The sequence below is a fragment of the Burkholderia sp. Bp9099 genome (assembly GCF_003857805.1).
Classification (GTDB): Bacteria; Pseudomonadota; Gammaproteobacteria; order Burkholderiales; family Burkholderiaceae; genus Burkholderia.
On record NZ_QTPU01000020.1, the window covers coordinates 115,979 to 131,298 of the forward strand.

Here is a 15,320-nt window from a genome sequence, read left to right on the forward strand (position 1 = left end):
CATCCGGCAAGGTTTCGTTGGTTGAAGCTATCATCGCGCTTTGGCCGCATCGCGTATCGGCGATCGCCGGCCTTCCCTCCACGACGTCTCGCCGATGACCACCCCGTTACCCGAATCCACTTCGCCGTCGCCGTTACCCGCCAACCTGTTCCGCCACACACCGTTCCAGCGCTTCTGGGGCACGCGCGTGATGTCGTCGCTCGCTTTCCAGATCCTGTCGGTCGCGATCGGCTGGTACGTCTATGCGCTCACGCACAGCGCATTCGCGCTCGGGCTCGTCGGGCTTGCGCAGTTCGTGCCGATGTTCGCGCTGACGCTCGTCGTCGGGCAGGTGGCCGACCGCTACGACCGCCGGCGCATCGCGACGATCTGCCAGGGCGTCGAGGCGCTGGCCGCCGGCGTATTCCTGTTCGGCGCGGCGCAAGGCGGGCTCACCGCCCCGGGCGTGTATGCGCTGGCCGCGATCGTCGGCACCGCGCGTGCGTTCGAATCGCCGTCGGTGTCGTCGCTGCTGCCGGCCGTCGTGCCGCGCGGCGACCTGCCGCGCGCGACCGCACTGTCGACGTCCGCGAACCAGGCCGCGCAGATTCTCGGGCCCGCGTTCGGCGGGGTGCTGTATGGCGTCGGCGCGCCCGCGGCGTTCGGCACGAGCGTCGTGGCGTTCGCGATCGCGGCCATCCTGAGCGGCACGATTCCGCTGCGCAGTGCGCCGCCGGCGCGCGAACCGGTCACGCTGCGGTCGGTGTTTTCCGGCATCGCGTTCATCCGGCGCGAACCGGCGATCCTCGGCGCGCTGTCGCTCGACCTGTTCGCGGTGCTGTTCGGCGGCGCGACCGCGCTGCTGCCGATCTACGCGCGCGACATCCTGCAGGTCGGCCCGTGGGGGCTCGGCGCGTTGCGCGCGGCGCCGGCGGTGGGCGCGCTCGCAGGCACGCTGTGGCTCACGCGCTTTCCGCTGAAAGGGCGGCCGGGCCGCGCGATGTTCGGCGGCGTGATCGCGTTCGGCATCGCGACGATCGTGTTCGGGCTGTCACGCAATTTCGTGGTGTCGCTCGTCGCGCTGGCGGCGCTCGGCGCATCGGACGTGGTGAGCGTCGTCGTGCGCCTGTCGCTCGTGCAGCTGCGCACGCCCGACGACATGCTCGGCCGCGTGAGCGCGGTCAACTCGCTGTTCATCGGTACGTCGAACCAGCTCGGCGAATTCGAATCCGGCGTGACGGCTGCGTGGTGGGGCGCGCCGGTGGCGATCGTCGTCGGCGGCGCGGCGACGATCGCCGTCGCGCTGACATGGATGCGGTTGTTCCCGACCTTGCGGAACATGACGTCGCTGGAGCGCGATCATTGAGTCGACGTCAGCGGGGCGATGCGTTTGCCGTTCACGGGAAACCGGCCTCATTCGCCGTAACTCATTTCAAATTGCTTTCTTGTTTCAATCGAATTCCAAACGGCATTCGGGTCGGATAATCGTCTGAACAATCAATCCGGTGCTGTCGTTTCTCGCGATGCGGGGTACCGGAGCTGAAAGCGGTGCTGGCATCATCGAGCCCACCGCGGTGGGAATCCGAAAAGAGGCTGATACTTCAGTGCTGCACAAGGATCCCAGCCCTGAATTTGTCAGACTGAATATCCCGATCAATTACAAAAGCCATTCATATAATTACATCAAACTTTCCGTAATTTTTCGAAACATCGTTCTTCCATATGACGAAGCGGGTATCGATTGAAACGAAAAGAAATATCTGGAATGATACCGATTCTCATTTTCATGACCGCGGCGACGACTGCGCTGCCGGTCACTCGTCAACCGTAGCCAGCTAGTGTCGCCGTCGGTCTGATCGTCGGCGGCCAGCGAGCCAGCGTATCCGTGCCTCGTGCGCGCGTCGCCGCGCGTCCACGCGGGGCGGTTTCAAATTCCGACTGGATTTTCATGCCGAACAAGACCCCGTTCGCGAGTGCGCTCGCGCTGGCCTTTGCTTTGCCTATCGCTTCGCCTGCATTCGCGCAGGGCACGAGCGCCGAATCGGCGCCGGCCGTCACCGCGAAACCGGGCAGTGCGACGCCGGCCGCGAGCGACACGCTGCCGACGGTCAATGTGGCGGGGCAGGCCGTGCATCAGGACTTCCAGGCCGAGCGTTCGAGCGTCGGCGCGAAAACCCCCACCGCGCTGCGCGACATTCCGCAGTCGGTCGCGGTGATCAACAAGGCGCTGCTGGAATCGCAGGGCCTCACGTCGTTCCAGGACGCGCTGCGCAATGCGCCGGGCATCACGATCGGCGGCGCGGAAGGCGGGCAGATCGGCAACAACATCAACCTGCGCGGCTTCACCGCGCAGAACGACATCTATCTCGACGGCTTCCGCGACCGTAACCAGTACTACCGCGACACGTTCGATCTCGATTCGGTCGAGGTGCTGTACGGCCCGTCGTCGATGCTGTTCGGGCGCGGCTCGACGGGCGGCGTGATCAACCAGGTGTCGAAGAAGGCGAACCTGAAGCCGTCCGCCGAAGTGTCGACGACGATCGGCACCGACGACCACTACCGCGCGAGCGTCGACCTGAACCGGCCGCTCGGCGCGACCTCCGCGTTCCGCATCAACGCGTTCGGCCAGTCGCTCGGCTCGACGCGCGACGTGATGAAGAACAAGGACTACGGAATCGCGCCGGAGCTGCGCTTCGGCATCGGCACGCCGACGGAGATCACGCTGTCCGCGCTGATCCAGCACAACTACGACATGCCGGACTACGGCGTGCTCGCGGTCAACGGCCATCCGGCGCCGGTATCGAAGCACACGTTCTACGGCCTCACCGACGACCGCACGATCCAGGACGTGCAGACGGTGTCCGCGCGCATCGATCATCGCGTCAACGACGCGCTGACGATCAGCAACCGCACGTCGTTCTCGCACTCGATGACCGATGCGCGCGAGACGGCCGCGAACGCGGTGCTGACCGGGCCGCTCGCGTCGAGCACCGCGCTCGCGAACGGCAACTACACGTCGTTGCCGATGTCCGCGCTGTACGTGAAGCTCGCGAGTCACGATCGCGTGATCGAAAACCATTCGATCGACAACGACACGATGGCGCATTTCAAGTTCGACACGGGCTTCGTGAAGCACGACCTGATCGCGGGCGTCGAGGTCGGGCACGACAGCTACACGAACCAGGCGTACACGCGCAGCGGCCTGCCGATCCTGTCGCTGATCGATCCGGCCTATCTGTCGTCGAGCGCGTCCAACGCGACGCAGACGCCGGCCAACCACGCTGAATCGGGCGCGACGACGCTCGCCGCGTACATGAACGACACGGTATCGATCGGCCGCGACTGGAAGTTCGTCGGCGGGCTGCGCTGGGATCGCTTCCAGGCGCATCTCGCGAACACGGTGAGCGCGCCGCGCTACGCGTCGCAGACCAACTACTTCACGAGCGTGCGGGCCGGCGTGATCTACCAGCCGACCGAATCGCAGTCGTACTACTTCTCGTACGGCACGTCGTTCAACCCGTCGCTCGAGACGCTGACGGTCACGAACAACACGCAGAACCTGTCGCCGGAACACACGAAGTCGTACGAGGTCGGCGCCAAGTGGGATCTGCTGAACGACAACCTGTCGGTCACGTCGGCGCTGTTCCAGCAGGAGAAGAGCAACGCGCGCACGCTGACGTCGACGGGCGAATACCTGCTCGAGGGCGACATTCGCGTGCGTGGCTTCCAGGCGAGCGTGACGGGCCACATCACGCCGAAGTGGCAGGTGTTCGGCAGCTATACGTACATGAACGGCGTGATCCTGAGCGCGCTCGACGGCACCCAGGGCAAGACGCTGGCGAACACGCCACGCAACACGTTCACGCTGTGGACCACGTATGCGTTCACGCCGCACTGGGAAATCGGCGGCGGTCCGACCTACATGTCGAGTCGCTACGCGGCGAACACGAACTACGTGCAGGTGGGCGGCTATACGCGCTGGGATGCAACGGCCGCGTATCACGCGAAGCAGTGGGACCTGCGCCTGAACCTGCTGAACCTGACCAACAAGTTCTATTACGATGCGCTGATCCAGTCGGACGGCGGCCGCGCGGTGCCGGGCGTCGGACGCACGTTCCTCGCGACGCTCGACTACCGGTTCTGACCGCACGCGTGCGATCGCCGCGTCATTCGATGAAAAAGGTGGAACGATGCTTGTACACATCCCGAACGTGCTGACACCCGAGCAGGTGCGCACGGTGCGTGACCGGCTCGACCAGGCGGGCGACGCGTGGGTCGACGGCCGCGCGACGGCCGGCTACACGGGCGCGCCGGTCAAGCGCAACCAGCAGATCGCCGAGCATGCGCCGATTGCGCGCGAACTGGGCGACGCGATCCTCGCCGCGGTCGAGCGCAATCCGCTGTTCATCAGCGCGGCGCTGCCGAACCAGGTCTATCCGCCGCTCTTCAACCGCTACGAAGGCGGGATGACGTTCGGCAGTCACGTGGACGGCGCGGTGCGCGTGCTGCCGAACGGCGTGAAGCTGCGCACCGACGTGTCGGTCACGCTGTTCCTGTCCGCGCCTGACGAATACGACGGCGGCGAACTCGTGATCGAGGACGCGTATGGCGTGCAGCAGGTCAAGCTGCCCGCGGGCGACATGATCGTCTATCCGGCGACGAGCCTGCACCAGGTCACGCCGGTCACGCGCGGCGTGCGCGTCGCGAGTTTCTTCTGGGTGCAGAGCCTCGTGCGCGGCGATGCACAGCGGGCGCTGCTGTTCGACATGGACACGGCGATCCAGCGGCTCAACGCCGGCGGCGCCGATACGCAGGCGTGCCGCAGCCTGGTCGGCTGCTACCACAATCTTCTGAGAATCTGGAGCGAGACGTGAGCGTTGCCGATCCCATCGACATCGACGCGGCATCCGCGTCGCGCATCGCGCCGGGCGTGCGCCCGGCCGGCTCCGGCGGCGCGCGTTCGCGCCGCGGCACGTTCATCAAGTGGCTGCGCAAGGTGCACGGCTGGATCGGCCTGTGGGGCGCGGCGCTCGGCCTGCTGTTCGGCACGACGGGCTTCCTGCTGAATCATCGTGCGCCGCCGCTGCGCATCCAGACCGGCGCGCCGCGCGTCGAGACGTTGCGGCTCGGCGTGCCCGATCCGCGGCCCGCGTCACCGCGCGCGCTCGAGCAATGGCTGCGTGCGCAACCGGATCTGCATCTGCCCGAACGCATGGGCCGCGTGCAGAAGGAGCCCGCGCATCCGGTCGCATGGGGCGACCGCGAAACCGTGCAGCCCGAACACTGGCAGCTCGTGTTCGCGTCGCCGCATGAAAACGTCGCGGTCGACTACTGGGTCGGCAGCGACACGATGACGCTCAAGCGTACCGGCAACGGCACGCTCGCATGGCTGACGAACCTGCACAAGGGCGTCGGGACGAGCATCGGCTGGGTGCTGCTCGTCGATACGCTCGCGGGCGCGCTGGTCCTGCTGTCGCTCACCGGCGTGCTGTTGTGGACGGAACTGAACAAGCGCAAGACGATCGGCGTGGTGCTCGTGATCGGCTCGATCGTCGCGATCGTGTGTGCGGCCGGCGCATAAGCGCATAACGGCTGACGGTCAGACGCCGGCGTCGCGCGCGACCTGTACGGCCGTGCCGTAGCAGATCACTTCGGTGACGCCCGAGCCGATCTCGGTCGAGTCGTAGCGCATCGCGACGATCGCATTCGCGCCGAGCTTGCGCGCGTCGGCGAGCATCTTGTCGAACGCCTGCTGGCGCGCCTTCTCGCACAGCGACGTATAGAGCGTGATGTTGCCGCCGAAGATGGTTTGCAGCGCCGCGCCGAACGAGCCGACGATCGAGCGCGAACGCACGATGATGCCCTGTGCGACGCCGAGCGAGCGGACGATCGTGTGGCCGGGCAAATCGAATGCGCTCGTGACGTGCTCGGGCGAGAGGGCGTCGACGGAGCGGGAGAAATCGGTCATGGCGGAGCACCGTGGTGCGGAAGTGGTCGAACGACGATTCTATCCGGAACGGGAAACGTGCTCGACCGGGCGCGCATGACGCATGCGCGCCCGGTGCGACTCGCGCCGGCCGAGGCCGGTCAGTGCTTGACGGTCGTACTGCCGTCGCCGCCGAGATCGACCGCATACGCAAGCGCCAGCTTGCCGAACTCCAGCGCGTGGTTCGCCTGCCGGTCCGAATTCTCCAGCGTGTCGTTCACGGTATGGATATAGGGACTGTCGTTCTGGTCAGCCTCGAACGGGAACGACGCCGGATAGCCTTGCGCATGCCACGACGCGTGATCCGAGCACGCATAGCCGCATTGCGACGTGCCGATCGCGAGCTCGGGCAGGTAGGTCTTCGCGAGGTTCGTCAGATAGGTGTTCTGCGCGGCGTTCGTGTAGTCGGTGATCAGGTAGATGTCTTTCGGATCGCCCTGGTAGTTCGTCATGTCGAGCTGCAGCACGCCGACCACGTTCGCGTTCTGCGTGCGGAACTGCTTCGCGATCGCCTTCGACCCGAGCAGGCCGGCTTCCTCGGCCGCGTAGCCGACGAACTTGATCGTCCGTTTCGGCCGGTAGCCGTTCGCGAGCAGCACGCGCAGCGCTTCGGTCAGGCTGGCGATGCCGGACGCATCGTCGTCGGCGCCGGGCGAGCGCGTGTTTTCCGTCGTGCGGCCGACCGTCGAATCGAGGTGGCCGCCCAGCACGATCGTGCCCGAGGCCGGATCGCTGCCGCGGATCGTCAGGATCACGGATTTTTGCGGAAAGCCCGCATGCGTGAACTGCTCGACGGCGATGTCGGTGCGCGAGCCGGCCAGTTGCCGCCACTGCAGCGCAAGCCAGTCCGACGCGGCGACGCCGTGCGACGTCGTGTAGTAGCGGTTCGTGAAGCCGGACAGCGACGTGATCGTGCCGACGATGTTGCTGGCCTGCAGCTGCTGGATCCAGGCCTTGATCTGCGGCGCGTTCGATAGCCGGTAGGCGGGCACGGCCGCCTGTTTCGCGAGTGCTGCGGGTACCGGCTGCAAAGCCTGCCGTGCGTCGTCGAACGAGTCGTGCACGATGTAGCCGGGCCCGTGGCCGCGCGCATGGTGGACAGCATGGGCGAGTTCGCCGAGTCGTGAATCGTCGATCTCGACGATATGCACGGTTTCGCGGCGCATGGCGCCGTCGGCCGTCTTGCCGGCGTCGACCGCTGTGCTGTACTGCGCGGTTGCGCTCGCATCGATGCGTTGAAGCTGGCGGAACGCGGTGTCGCCGAGCGTGATCCACACCGGCGTCGCGTGCGCGGCGGCGGTCAGCAGCATGCCGCCCAGCGCGGCGCTCAGGCGGGTCAATGTCAGAGTAGGCATGTTCGATCTCGTGAGGATGGCGATGTCGAGGAAGAGGGGCGTCGCAGGTCATGCGACGCCCCCGCCTGCTGCGGAATTACGACTTCTGCGGCACGGTCACGCCGTACGTGCAGCTCTTGTTGTATGCATTGCCGATCGCCGTGAGTTGCGCGCTGCTGTAGCCGAGCGCGGCGGCGGCCGTCAGCACCGCCTGGGCGGCGGCCTTCTGGTTCGTCGAGCTGTTGGTCATCGACAGCCCTTTCAGGAAGGCCTTGTCCATCGCCTGCGCGCCGATCGCGTCGCGCGCGACGAGGTTGCACGACGCCCAGTACTGGCCAGCCGTGTGGATCTCGGCGCCGCGTGCCTGCGCGTAGGTGCGTCCGACGTTCCAGTTCGTCACGCGGCCGCCCCAGTATTCGTTGTGGCCGTCCCAGTTGTAGACCCAGTGATGCTGCGCGTCGGACGGGCTCCATTGATTGAAGTCGCGGCTGTACGCGGCGGCGAGATAGTCGCCCGTGCCTTCCGACAGGCCTTCCTGCTGCGACAGGCCGCCGTTGGTCACCCAGTCGTGGATGCCGTGGCCGAGCTCGTGGATCACGACGTCCGCATCTTCCGCGTCGTCGACACCGCCCTGGCCGAAGGTCAGCCGGCCGCTGCTCGACGAGTACGACGAGTTGTCGTCGCCCGATTCGCCGTGCGGGTCGTACTGCACGCCGCCCGTGTACTGGTAAGGCAGCGCCTTGATGCCGAGCGTCTGGTTCACGTAACGGAGGAACGTGTCGATGTGGTAGTACGTGTTCACCGCCTCGAAATACAGGTTGCCGCGCGTGAACTCGAACGTCGGCGTCGCCTGCGCCGGGCACGCGTTGTCGCGCGGCGCATCGAAGTCGACGCACGACGCATACGGGCCCGACAGCCCGTAGCGCGAGTTCGACTGCGCGAGATCCTTCAGCGTCACGCGCACGCGCGCGGCCGTGAGCTGGGTGGAATCGGCGTCATTGCCGTCCTTGTAGCCCGTGCTGCCGTAGCTGCTCTTCGTCGACGAAAGCGGATCGGGCCGGAATACGAAGCCGGTGCCGTCGGTCGCATAGAACGCCTTGTCCTCGGCGCGCAGCACTTCGCCGCTGTCCGCGTCGATCAGCAGTTCCCAGTCGCCCTTCGGGCCGTCCTGCGGGCGGCCGCGTACCTTCCATGCGGTATGCGTGCCGGCCTTGTCGACGAACGCGACGCGCTGTGCGTCGAGGTTCGTGAAGCCGCTGACGCCGAGATACGCGCGGGCGCGGTCGAGCGCCTGCTGCTGGTCGACCGCCTGTGTCTTGCGCGCGGTGACGGCCACGCCGTTGATCGTGTTGCTCGCGACGTACAGGATGCGGCCGTCCTTCGCGACCGTCACCGCGATGTCGCTGCCGTACACGGGCAGTCCGGCCGCCTGCTGCTGGAAGCGCACGACGGTGAAGTCGACATCGCTGCGCTCCGACGTCACCGCGAGGCTCGCGAGCGCGGCCGGGTCGAGCCCGAGCTGCGTCGCCTGCGACGCGACGAAATCGCGCGCGGCGGCCGCGGGCGTGGCGGCCGCCTTGTTCGCGCGATAGGCGGGGTTGTACAGCGTGACGGCGACGCCGTCGGCGCGGAATTGCCCCGCGGCGGTATCGGCCTTGGCCGCGGCCGGTGCCACGCCGCGCGTCAGGCTTTCGCGCAGGCTCGACGCCTGCGGGTTCGCGACCTTGGTATCGGCCGCGCTGCCGCCGACGATGCCGAAACCGAGCGCGAGACCCAGGGCGAGCGGCAATGCTTTGCGTGATGTCTGCATGGGTGATCCTCATCTCAACGGTTGGACACGCCCGCGCGCTCGTGGCGAGCAGGCACGACACGGCTCGCGCGCCGGCTCGATGGAGCCGGTGCGGCGAAGCGGTGCTGGGAGATTCGACTGACTGAGGATAACTAAGCGTCAGGTCGAAACGAATCGGAACGCAATGGCGGCGGGGAAGCGAACGGCAGGCAGGTGCGGCGACGGTGAGGCGAGCATCGTCATGTCATACCCCTCGGAATTGATATCGGTTTGGCAGCCTGCGTGGCGCGACATGCGTCGGGCCCGGGCTCTCATCTCCTTAGGGCTGCCTATCTAATTGCGAGGTATGTTACAGAATATTTTCGGCAACTTTGCAATTTATTTTCGAAGGCCGCTTCGGTCCGTCGATCAATCGGCGGCATTGTTGAGCGAATGGCGGGAAACGCTGCCGGCGCGTGCAATGGCGCGCCGGATTGTACGCAAAAGCGGCGCCGTTCAGCGCGTCGCGCGGCGGTCGCTGCGCGGGCTCACGCCGAAACGCGAGCGATATGTGCGCGAGAAATGAGACGGCGATTCGAAGCCGCACGCAACGCACACCGACGTAATGCTCATGTCGGTCTGCTGCAGCAGCTCGCGTGCGCGATCGAGGCGCAGGTTCAGGTAGAAGCGCGTCGGCGTGTCGTTCAGCGTCGCGCTGAACAGCCGTTCGAGCTGGCGCCGCGTGATCGCCACGTCCTGCGCGAGCGCATCGGAGCCGAGCGGAGTTTCCATGTGCCGCTGCATCGTGTCGATCACCTGGATCAGCTTGCGGTTGTGCACGCCATAGCGCGCGGCGATCTCGAGCCGCTGGCTGTCCGAGCGCTGCCGGATGCGGCTCACGACGAACTGTTCGGAGATGGCCGCCGCGAGATCGGCGCCATGCCGTCGGCCGATCAGGTCGAGCATCATGTCGATCGACGCGGTGCCGCCCGCGCAGGTGATGCGCCGGTCGTCGATCTCGAACAGTTCCTGCGTCGCGTTCAGGCCCGGGTAGCGCTCGCGGAACGCGGCGAGCGCTTCCCAGTGCAGCGTCAGCGTTTGCGAGGCGTCGAACAGCCCGGCTTCCGCGAGCACGAAGCTGCCGGTGTCGATGCCGCCGAGCGTCGCGCCGTGCCGGTTCTGGCGGCGCAGCCAGTCGGCGAGCGCACGGTCGTAGCACACGAGCGGATCGAAGCCGGCGACGACGAACACCGTCTCGACCTGCGCGACGTCCGCGTACGCGGCTTCGGCCGCGACCGGAATGCCGTTGCTCGCGGCGACGGGCGTGCCGTCCGCGCTGATCACGTGCCAGCGGTACAGCTCGGTGCGAAAGCGGTTCGCGACGCGCAGCGGTTCGACCGCCGACATGAAGCCGAGCGCGGAGAAGCCGGGCAGCAACAGGAAGTGGAAATCCTCTGGCATCGGGGCGTGGGGTGGAAGCGGGTGGTCGTCACGTACTGCGCGGGCGCGGCACGGCGAGCGGGCAGGCCCGCGCACGCCGCGCCCGGCTCGCGGAAGCCGGACGTTCAACGCACGATTATCGCGGTTTTTGCCGGCGCTCAGCGCGTTTTTGCGCCGCGCACCGTCCGGCGCGCCGTCGTCGAAGGCAGTTCGCCGAACTGGGCCCTGTACGCGTTCGCGAAATGCCCGAGGTGGATGAAGCCCCAGCGCGCGGCCGCTTCGCTGATCGGCAGGTCCGACTGCCGCGTGTCGAGCAGCAGGCGTCGCACCTGCGCGAGGCGCAGCGAGCGCGTGTAGTTCAGCGGACCGGTCTGCACGACCGACTGGAAGCTGTTCTGCATCGTGCGCCGGCTCACGCGCAGCTGCGTGCACAGGCTCAGGATGTCGACGGGCGCTTCCGGGTGCCCGATCACGTAGTCGTGCACGCGCCGCACGATGTCGGCGTGGCACGCATGCGTGAGGCGGTGCGGCGGCTCGGGCATCCGGTAGGTCAGGAGATCGACGAGCACGTTGGCGACCTCGCCGCGCAACTCGGACTGCGCACGCGCCGCATCGAACGTGGCGGGTGCCGACAGCACGCGTTCGAGCAGTGTCGCGAACTGCAGGCTTGCGCGTTCGCGTGCGGCGACCGGCACGTCGACGACGCCGCGCCGCAGCGCGCGCTCGTCGACCCGGACGTCGGCGGCATCCTCGATCTGCTGCATCAGCTCGGCGTCGACGACCACGCCGATCAGCGACATGTCGTCGGGTGAATGCAGTTCGAACGGCGAGCCGCCGCGCGCCATCACGATCGTGCCGCGCTCGATGCGCGCATCGCCGAAGGCGAAGGTGCCCGAGCCGGTGAGCGGCATTCCGAATACCGTATGGCCAGCCGGCAGGCGCCCGCGCTGGATGACGCGCACGTTCGCCGCTTCCTGGAACAACTGCACGCCGTCGAGCTCCACGTGCTTGACCGTGCTGCGATACGAGCCGCAGCCGATCTGGTCGTAACGCTGATCCCAGCCGCGCAGCGCCTCGGCATGCCGGTCTGCGTCGTCGAACATCTGGTGAAACACGAGCACGGCGCCTCCGGCGGTCGTTCGGACCGCGCAAGATTAAACCGACCGGGCGGTCGGTGCAATACGGATGAGCGCTATTCCGGCAGGGGTTCTGGCGGGGTCGGATGGGGCGCGCCGCAGGTGCCTTTCAGGCGGTTTTCCAATATCCCGAATCGGCACGCACGCGTTGCCGGTCCGGGTGCTGAACCGATTTATTGTCGAACTACAGTCGCCCCACATTACCTGAATCCCAACTGGAGGCGACATGAGAACAAGGCGACGCACCGCGGCTTTCGCGGCGACGCTGGCGTTCGCGGCGGCGTGGGCCGGCAGCGCGGACGCGACGGAAAAGCCCGAGGAACTGGTCGTGCAGAAGATGCCGCCGTGGCATCCGCACGCGGTGTACGTCGTGGACATCGCGATGCCGACGATGACCGACGGGCGCATCTTCGTGTACGACGCCGACGCGAAGAAGCTGCTCGGCCAGATCGACGGCGGCTTCGCTCCCGGCCTCGCGATTTCGCCCGACCACAAGACGAGCTTCATCGCGACGACCTATTTCTCGCGCGGCTCGCACGGCACGCGCACCGACGTCGTCGAGATGACCGACAACACGACGCTCGATCACACCGGAGAGATCGTGATTCCGACGAAGCACGGGCAGCACGTGCCGTCGCCGTACAACACCGTGTTCAGCGCGGACGGCAAGCGGCTGTACGTCGCGAACATCACGCCGGCCGCGTCGGTGACGGTGATCGACGCGGTGTCGAAGCAGGTGCTGTCCGAGATCGACACCGCGGCATGCGTGCTTGCGTATCCGTCGGGGAACGACCGCTTCACCGCGCTGTGCGAAAGCGGCAAGGCGCTCACGGTCACGCTCGACGCGAACGGCAAGGAGGTGAAGCGCACGATGTCCGATGCATTCATCGACGTCGACAACGATCCGGCCTTCATCAACGCGTCGCGCTACCAGGGCGGCTATCTGTTCACGACCTACCACGGCAACGTGCGCAGCGCCGATTTCAACGGCGCCAGGCCCGCGTTCGGCAAGTCGTGGTCGCTGCTGACCGACGCCGAGCGCGCCGAAGGCTGGCGCCCGGGCGGCATGCAGCAGACGGCCGTGCAGGTCAGGCAGAACCGCTACTACGTGCTGATGCACAAGGGTGGTGACGGCACGCACAAGGATCCCGGCACGCAGGTGTGGATCTACGACCTGAAGACGAAACAGCGCGTCGCGCGCTGGGATCTCGCGCAGCAGAAGGTCGATCCGCTCGTGTCGATCCAGGTCAGCGAGGACGACAAGCCGCTGTTCTACGGGCTGACGGGCACGTCCGATCTCGTCGTGATGGACGCGCACAGCGGCAAGCTGCAGCACGTCGAGAAGCAGATCGGCAGTACGTCGACGCTGCTCGTGAATCCGTGAGGCCGCGATGACGCTCGATCCCGTACTCGCCACCAGCGCGCAGGCAGGCGCCGCCGTCGTCGTGTTGCTCGGCGCCTTCGCGAAGATGCGCCGGCCGGCCGCGTTCCGGCAGGCGCTCGCCGGCTATCGCCTGCTGCCCGATGCGCTCACCGCGCCCGCCGCGTTCGCGATTCCGCTCGCCGAAGCCGTCTGCGCCGCGGCGCTGCTGTTTCCCGATACACGCATGACCGGCGCGCTCGGCCTGATCGCATTGCTGCTCGTGTTCGCGGCCGGCGTGACGATCAACATCCTGCGCGGCCACACCGACATCGACTGCGGCTGTTCCGGTATTGCCGCGGCCGCGCGCACGGATGCGCCGCGCGGCATCGGCTGGCTGCATGTCGCGCGCGTGCTGCTGCTCGTCGTGCTGGCCGCAACCGCGCTCGTCGAGCCGGGCAGCCGCGCGGTCGTGTGGTTCGACTACCTGACGCTGTTCTCTTCCGTGCTGCTGATCGTCTGCGCGCTGCTCACCGTCGACGTGCTGCTCGCCAACGTACCGCGCCTTTCCCACCTGAGGAATTCATGATGCAAACCGCTCTCACCGTTTCCACCGCCTTGCTGTGGGTCGCCGTGCTCGCGCTCGGCGCGATCTGCCTCGCGCTCGTGCGCCAGATCGGCATCCTGTACGAACGCATCATGCCGGCCGGCGCACTGATGATCGACAAGGGGCCGGCGGTCGGCGCGATCGCGCCCGCCTTCGAGCTGACCGACATTCGCGGCTCGCAGGTGAAGGTCGGCGGCATCGATGCAGCGGGCAAGGCGACGCTGCTGTTCTTCCTGTCGCCGACGTGCCCGGTCTGCAAGAAGCTGCTGCCGCTGTTGCCGTCGCTGCAGGCGAGCGAGTCGACGCCGGTGAACATCGTGCTCGCGAGCGACGGCGATCCCGACGAACACACGCGCTTCGCGCAGAAGCACGACCTCGCGCGCTTCCCGTACGTACTGTCGCAGGAGCTCGGCCTCGCGTACCAGATCGGCAAGCTGCCGTACGCGGTGCTGCTCGACGACACCGGCACCGTGCGCGCGAAGGGGCTCGTCAATACGCGCGAGCATCTCGAGAGCCTGTTCGAAGCGAAAGAGCGTGGCGTCGCATCGCTGCAGCAGTTCGTGCACGGCGATCACGACCACGACGGCCATCAAGAGCACGCGCAGCACGCGTGATCGGCCGACCTTCCTTCAACGTCAACGGAGAACAACGGAATGGGCCTGTTTGATTCATGGTTCGAACGGTCGGCGCGTGGCGTCGCGCAGCATAGTTCGCGGCGCAGCGCGATGGCGAAGCTCGGCAAGGTGCTGGTGGGATCGGCGATGCTGCCGCTGTTGCCCGTCGATCGAACCGCGTATGCGGCCGACGCGGCCTCGGGTGCATCGGCGGCGTCCGGTGCCGCCGCATCGGGCGCGAGCGACGATCCGATGAGCTGCGACTACTGGAAATACTGCGCGATCGACGGCTGGCTGTGCAGCTGCTGCGGTGGTACGTCGAGCAGCTGCCCGCCGGGCACCACACCGTCGCCGATCACGTGGATCGGCACCTGCCGCAATCCGCACGACGGTTCGGACTACATCGTGTCGTACAACGACTGCTGCGGCAAGACGTCTTGCGGCAAGTGCTTCTGCAACCGCAACGAGCGCGAGAAGCCGCTGTACAAGCTGTCGCTGAACAACGACATCAACTGGTGCATGGCGAACGGTAATTCGAATTACCACTGTTCGGTTTCGGTCCTGCTGGGAGCGGCAAAGCAATGAAAGTGAAGCAAGCTGGAAAGATCGTGGCCGCGTGCGTGGCGGCTGCCGCCGGGTTTCTGATGCTTCCGGGCGAGGCCGGTGCGCAGCAGGCCGTTCATTACCCGGCGGGCAAGAGCCTGTTCGACGCGCAGTGCGCGGTGTGCCACCAGGCGGGCGGCAAGGGGCAGGACGGCCTCGCGCCGCCGCTGACCGAGTATCCGGGCAAGTACGCGACGGCCGACGCGGGCCGCGCGCAACTCGTCGCGACGCTGTTGCACGGGATGTTCGGCGAGATCGAGGTGCACGAAAAGCGTTACAACTTCAAGATGCCGTCGTTCGCGAGCGCGAGCGATGACGACATCGCGAACGTGCTCAACTACGTCGTGTTCGATCTCAACGACCGGCACGGCGACGCGAAGCCGTTCACGGCAGCCGACATTCGCGCGGCGCGGGCGAAGGAGATGGACGGCACGGCCGTTCACGCGCAGCGTGCGATCGTGACGAAGGGGCTGGGGCTGTGAATGCGGCCGGC

Annotated in this window: 15 protein-coding genes; 10 read left to right on the forward strand and 5 right to left on the reverse strand. The window is 66.9% G+C overall.

What is annotated here, in order from left to right; all coding sequences use genetic code 11:
* Positions 1–94 precede the first annotated feature (94 nt).
* From DIE17_RS23505 to DIE17_RS23525, 5 genes are all read left to right on the forward strand, one after another.
* The gene (locus tag DIE17_RS23505; RefSeq protein WP_124485159.1) at positions 95–1,345 is read left to right on the forward strand and encodes an MFS transporter; all 1,251 of its coding nucleotides are present in this window, start codon (positions 95–97) and stop codon (positions 1,343–1,345) included.
* A gap of 139 nt (positions 1,346–1,484) precedes the next feature.
* A complete protein-coding gene (locus DIE17_RS23510; RefSeq protein ID WP_124921345.1) occupies positions 1,485–1,724 on the forward strand; it encodes a hypothetical protein in 240 nt (79 codons plus the stop codon).
* A 203-nt stretch (positions 1,725–1,927) separates the two neighbouring features.
* Positions 1,928–4,123, forward strand: a complete 2,196-nt coding sequence (locus DIE17_RS23515) for a TonB-dependent siderophore receptor (RefSeq protein ID WP_124921346.1) — start codon at positions 1,928–1,930, stop codon at positions 4,121–4,123.
* Between the two features lie 46 nt (positions 4,124–4,169).
* Positions 4,170–4,853: a Fe2+-dependent dioxygenase gene (locus tag DIE17_RS23520; protein WP_124921347.1), complete on the forward strand. Its 684-nt coding sequence runs from the start codon at positions 4,170–4,172 to the stop codon at positions 4,851–4,853.
* On the forward strand, positions 4,850–5,560 hold the full coding sequence (locus tag DIE17_RS23525) for a PepSY-associated TM helix domain-containing protein (RefSeq protein ID WP_124921348.1): 711 nt from the start codon (positions 4,850–4,852) through the stop codon (positions 5,558–5,560). Before DIE17_RS23520 ends, DIE17_RS23525 begins: the two co-directional genes overlap by 4 nt.
* Before the next feature lie 18 nt (positions 5,561–5,578).
* Here the strand turns inward: DIE17_RS23525 and DIE17_RS23530 are convergent, their stop codons facing one another.
* The 5 genes from DIE17_RS23530 to DIE17_RS23550 form a co-directional block, all read right to left on the reverse strand.
* A complete protein-coding gene (locus DIE17_RS23530; protein WP_124485163.1) occupies positions 5,579–5,947 on the reverse strand; it encodes a YbjQ family protein in 369 nt (122 codons plus the stop codon).
* A 119-nt stretch (positions 5,948–6,066) separates the two neighbouring features.
* Positions 6,067–7,320, reverse strand: coding sequence for a M20/M25/M40 family metallo-hydrolase (locus DIE17_RS23535; protein ID WP_124921349.1), 1,254 nt, complete (start codon positions 7,318–7,320; stop codon positions 6,067–6,069).
* A gap of 76 nt (positions 7,321–7,396) precedes the next feature.
* Positions 7,397–9,109 carry a M36 family metallopeptidase gene (locus tag DIE17_RS23540; protein ID WP_124921350.1) on the reverse strand — a complete coding sequence of 571 codons (1,713 nt, stop codon included), beginning with the start codon at positions 9,107–9,109 and terminating at the stop codon, positions 7,397–7,399.
* Positions 9,110–9,583: 474 nt separating this feature from the next.
* The gene (locus DIE17_RS23545) at positions 9,584–10,528 is read right to left on the reverse strand and encodes a GlxA family transcriptional regulator (protein WP_044847758.1); all 945 of its coding nucleotides are present in this window, start codon (positions 10,526–10,528) and stop codon (positions 9,584–9,586) included.
* 137 nt (positions 10,529–10,665) lie between these two features.
* The gene (locus tag DIE17_RS23550) at positions 10,666–11,628 is read right to left on the reverse strand and encodes a helix-turn-helix domain-containing protein (protein ID WP_124485166.1); all 963 of its coding nucleotides are present in this window, start codon (positions 11,626–11,628) and stop codon (positions 10,666–10,668) included.
* A 241-nt stretch (positions 11,629–11,869) separates the two neighbouring features.
* Here DIE17_RS23550 and DIE17_RS23555 point away from each other — a divergent pair, with 241 nt between their 5' ends.
* The 5 genes from DIE17_RS23555 to DIE17_RS23575 are packed head-to-tail and all read left to right on the forward strand — an operon-like array spanning position 11,870 to position 15,309.
* Complete coding sequence (locus tag DIE17_RS23555) at positions 11,870–13,027, forward strand: amine dehydrogenase large subunit (RefSeq protein WP_124921351.1); 1,158 nt, start codon at positions 11,870–11,872, stop codon at positions 13,025–13,027.
* A 7-nt stretch (positions 13,028–13,034) separates the two neighbouring features.
* Positions 13,035–13,592, forward strand: coding sequence for a MauE/DoxX family redox-associated membrane protein (locus DIE17_RS23560; RefSeq protein WP_124891681.1), 558 nt, complete (start codon positions 13,035–13,037; stop codon positions 13,590–13,592).
* Positions 13,589–14,224 carry a methylamine dehydrogenase accessory protein MauD gene (gene mauD / locus DIE17_RS23565; RefSeq protein ID WP_124666908.1) on the forward strand — a complete coding sequence of 212 codons (636 nt, stop codon included), beginning with the start codon at positions 13,589–13,591 and terminating at the stop codon, positions 14,222–14,224. Before DIE17_RS23560 ends, mauD begins: the two co-directional genes overlap by 4 nt.
* 39 nt (positions 14,225–14,263) lie before the next feature.
* Positions 14,264–14,809, forward strand: a complete 546-nt coding sequence (locus DIE17_RS23570) for a methylamine dehydrogenase light chain (RefSeq protein ID WP_044847763.1) — start codon at positions 14,264–14,266, stop codon at positions 14,807–14,809.
* Positions 14,806–15,309 carry a cytochrome c gene (locus DIE17_RS23575; RefSeq protein WP_124921352.1) on the forward strand — a complete coding sequence of 168 codons (504 nt, stop codon included), beginning with the start codon at positions 14,806–14,808 and terminating at the stop codon, positions 15,307–15,309. Before DIE17_RS23570 ends, DIE17_RS23575 begins: the two co-directional genes overlap by 4 nt.
* The last annotated feature ends 11 nt before the right edge of the window (positions 15,310–15,320 follow it).

Bases quoted from the DNA above. Each gene is read 5' to 3' on its own strand.
- DIE17_RS23505 (WP_124485159.1), top strand. From the start codon at position 95: ATGACCACCCCGTTACCCGAATCCACTTCGCCGTCGCCGTTACCCGCC.
- DIE17_RS23515 (WP_124921346.1), top strand. From the start codon at position 1,928: ATGCCGAACAAGACCCCGTTCGCGAGTGCGCTCGCGCTGGCCTTTGCT.
- DIE17_RS23520 (WP_124921347.1), top strand. From the start codon at position 4,170: ATGCTTGTACACATCCCGAACGTGCTGACACCCGAGCAGGTGCGCACG.
- DIE17_RS23530 (WP_124485163.1), bottom strand. From the start codon at position 5,947: ATGACCGATTTCTCCCGCTCCGTCGACGCCCTCTCGCCCGAGCACGTC.
- DIE17_RS23535 (WP_124921349.1), bottom strand. From the start codon at position 7,320: ATGCCTACTCTGACATTGACCCGCCTGAGCGCCGCGCTGGGCGGCATG.
- DIE17_RS23540 (WP_124921350.1), bottom strand. From the start codon at position 9,109: ATGCAGACATCACGCAAAGCATTGCCGCTCGCCCTGGGTCTCGCGCTC.
- DIE17_RS23545 (WP_044847758.1), bottom strand. From the start codon at position 10,528: ATGCCAGAGGATTTCCACTTCCTGTTGCTGCCCGGCTTCTCCGCGCTC.
- DIE17_RS23555 (WP_124921351.1), top strand. From the start codon at position 11,870: ATGAGAACAAGGCGACGCACCGCGGCTTTCGCGGCGACGCTGGCGTTC.
- DIE17_RS23560 (WP_124891681.1), top strand. From the start codon at position 13,035: ATGACGCTCGATCCCGTACTCGCCACCAGCGCGCAGGCAGGCGCCGCC.
- mauD (WP_124666908.1), top strand. From the start codon at position 13,589: ATGATGCAAACCGCTCTCACCGTTTCCACCGCCTTGCTGTGGGTCGCC.
- DIE17_RS23570 (WP_044847763.1), top strand. From the start codon at position 14,264: ATGGGCCTGTTTGATTCATGGTTCGAACGGTCGGCGCGTGGCGTCGCG.
- DIE17_RS23575 (WP_124921352.1), top strand. From the start codon at position 14,806: ATGAAAGTGAAGCAAGCTGGAAAGATCGTGGCCGCGTGCGTGGCGGCT.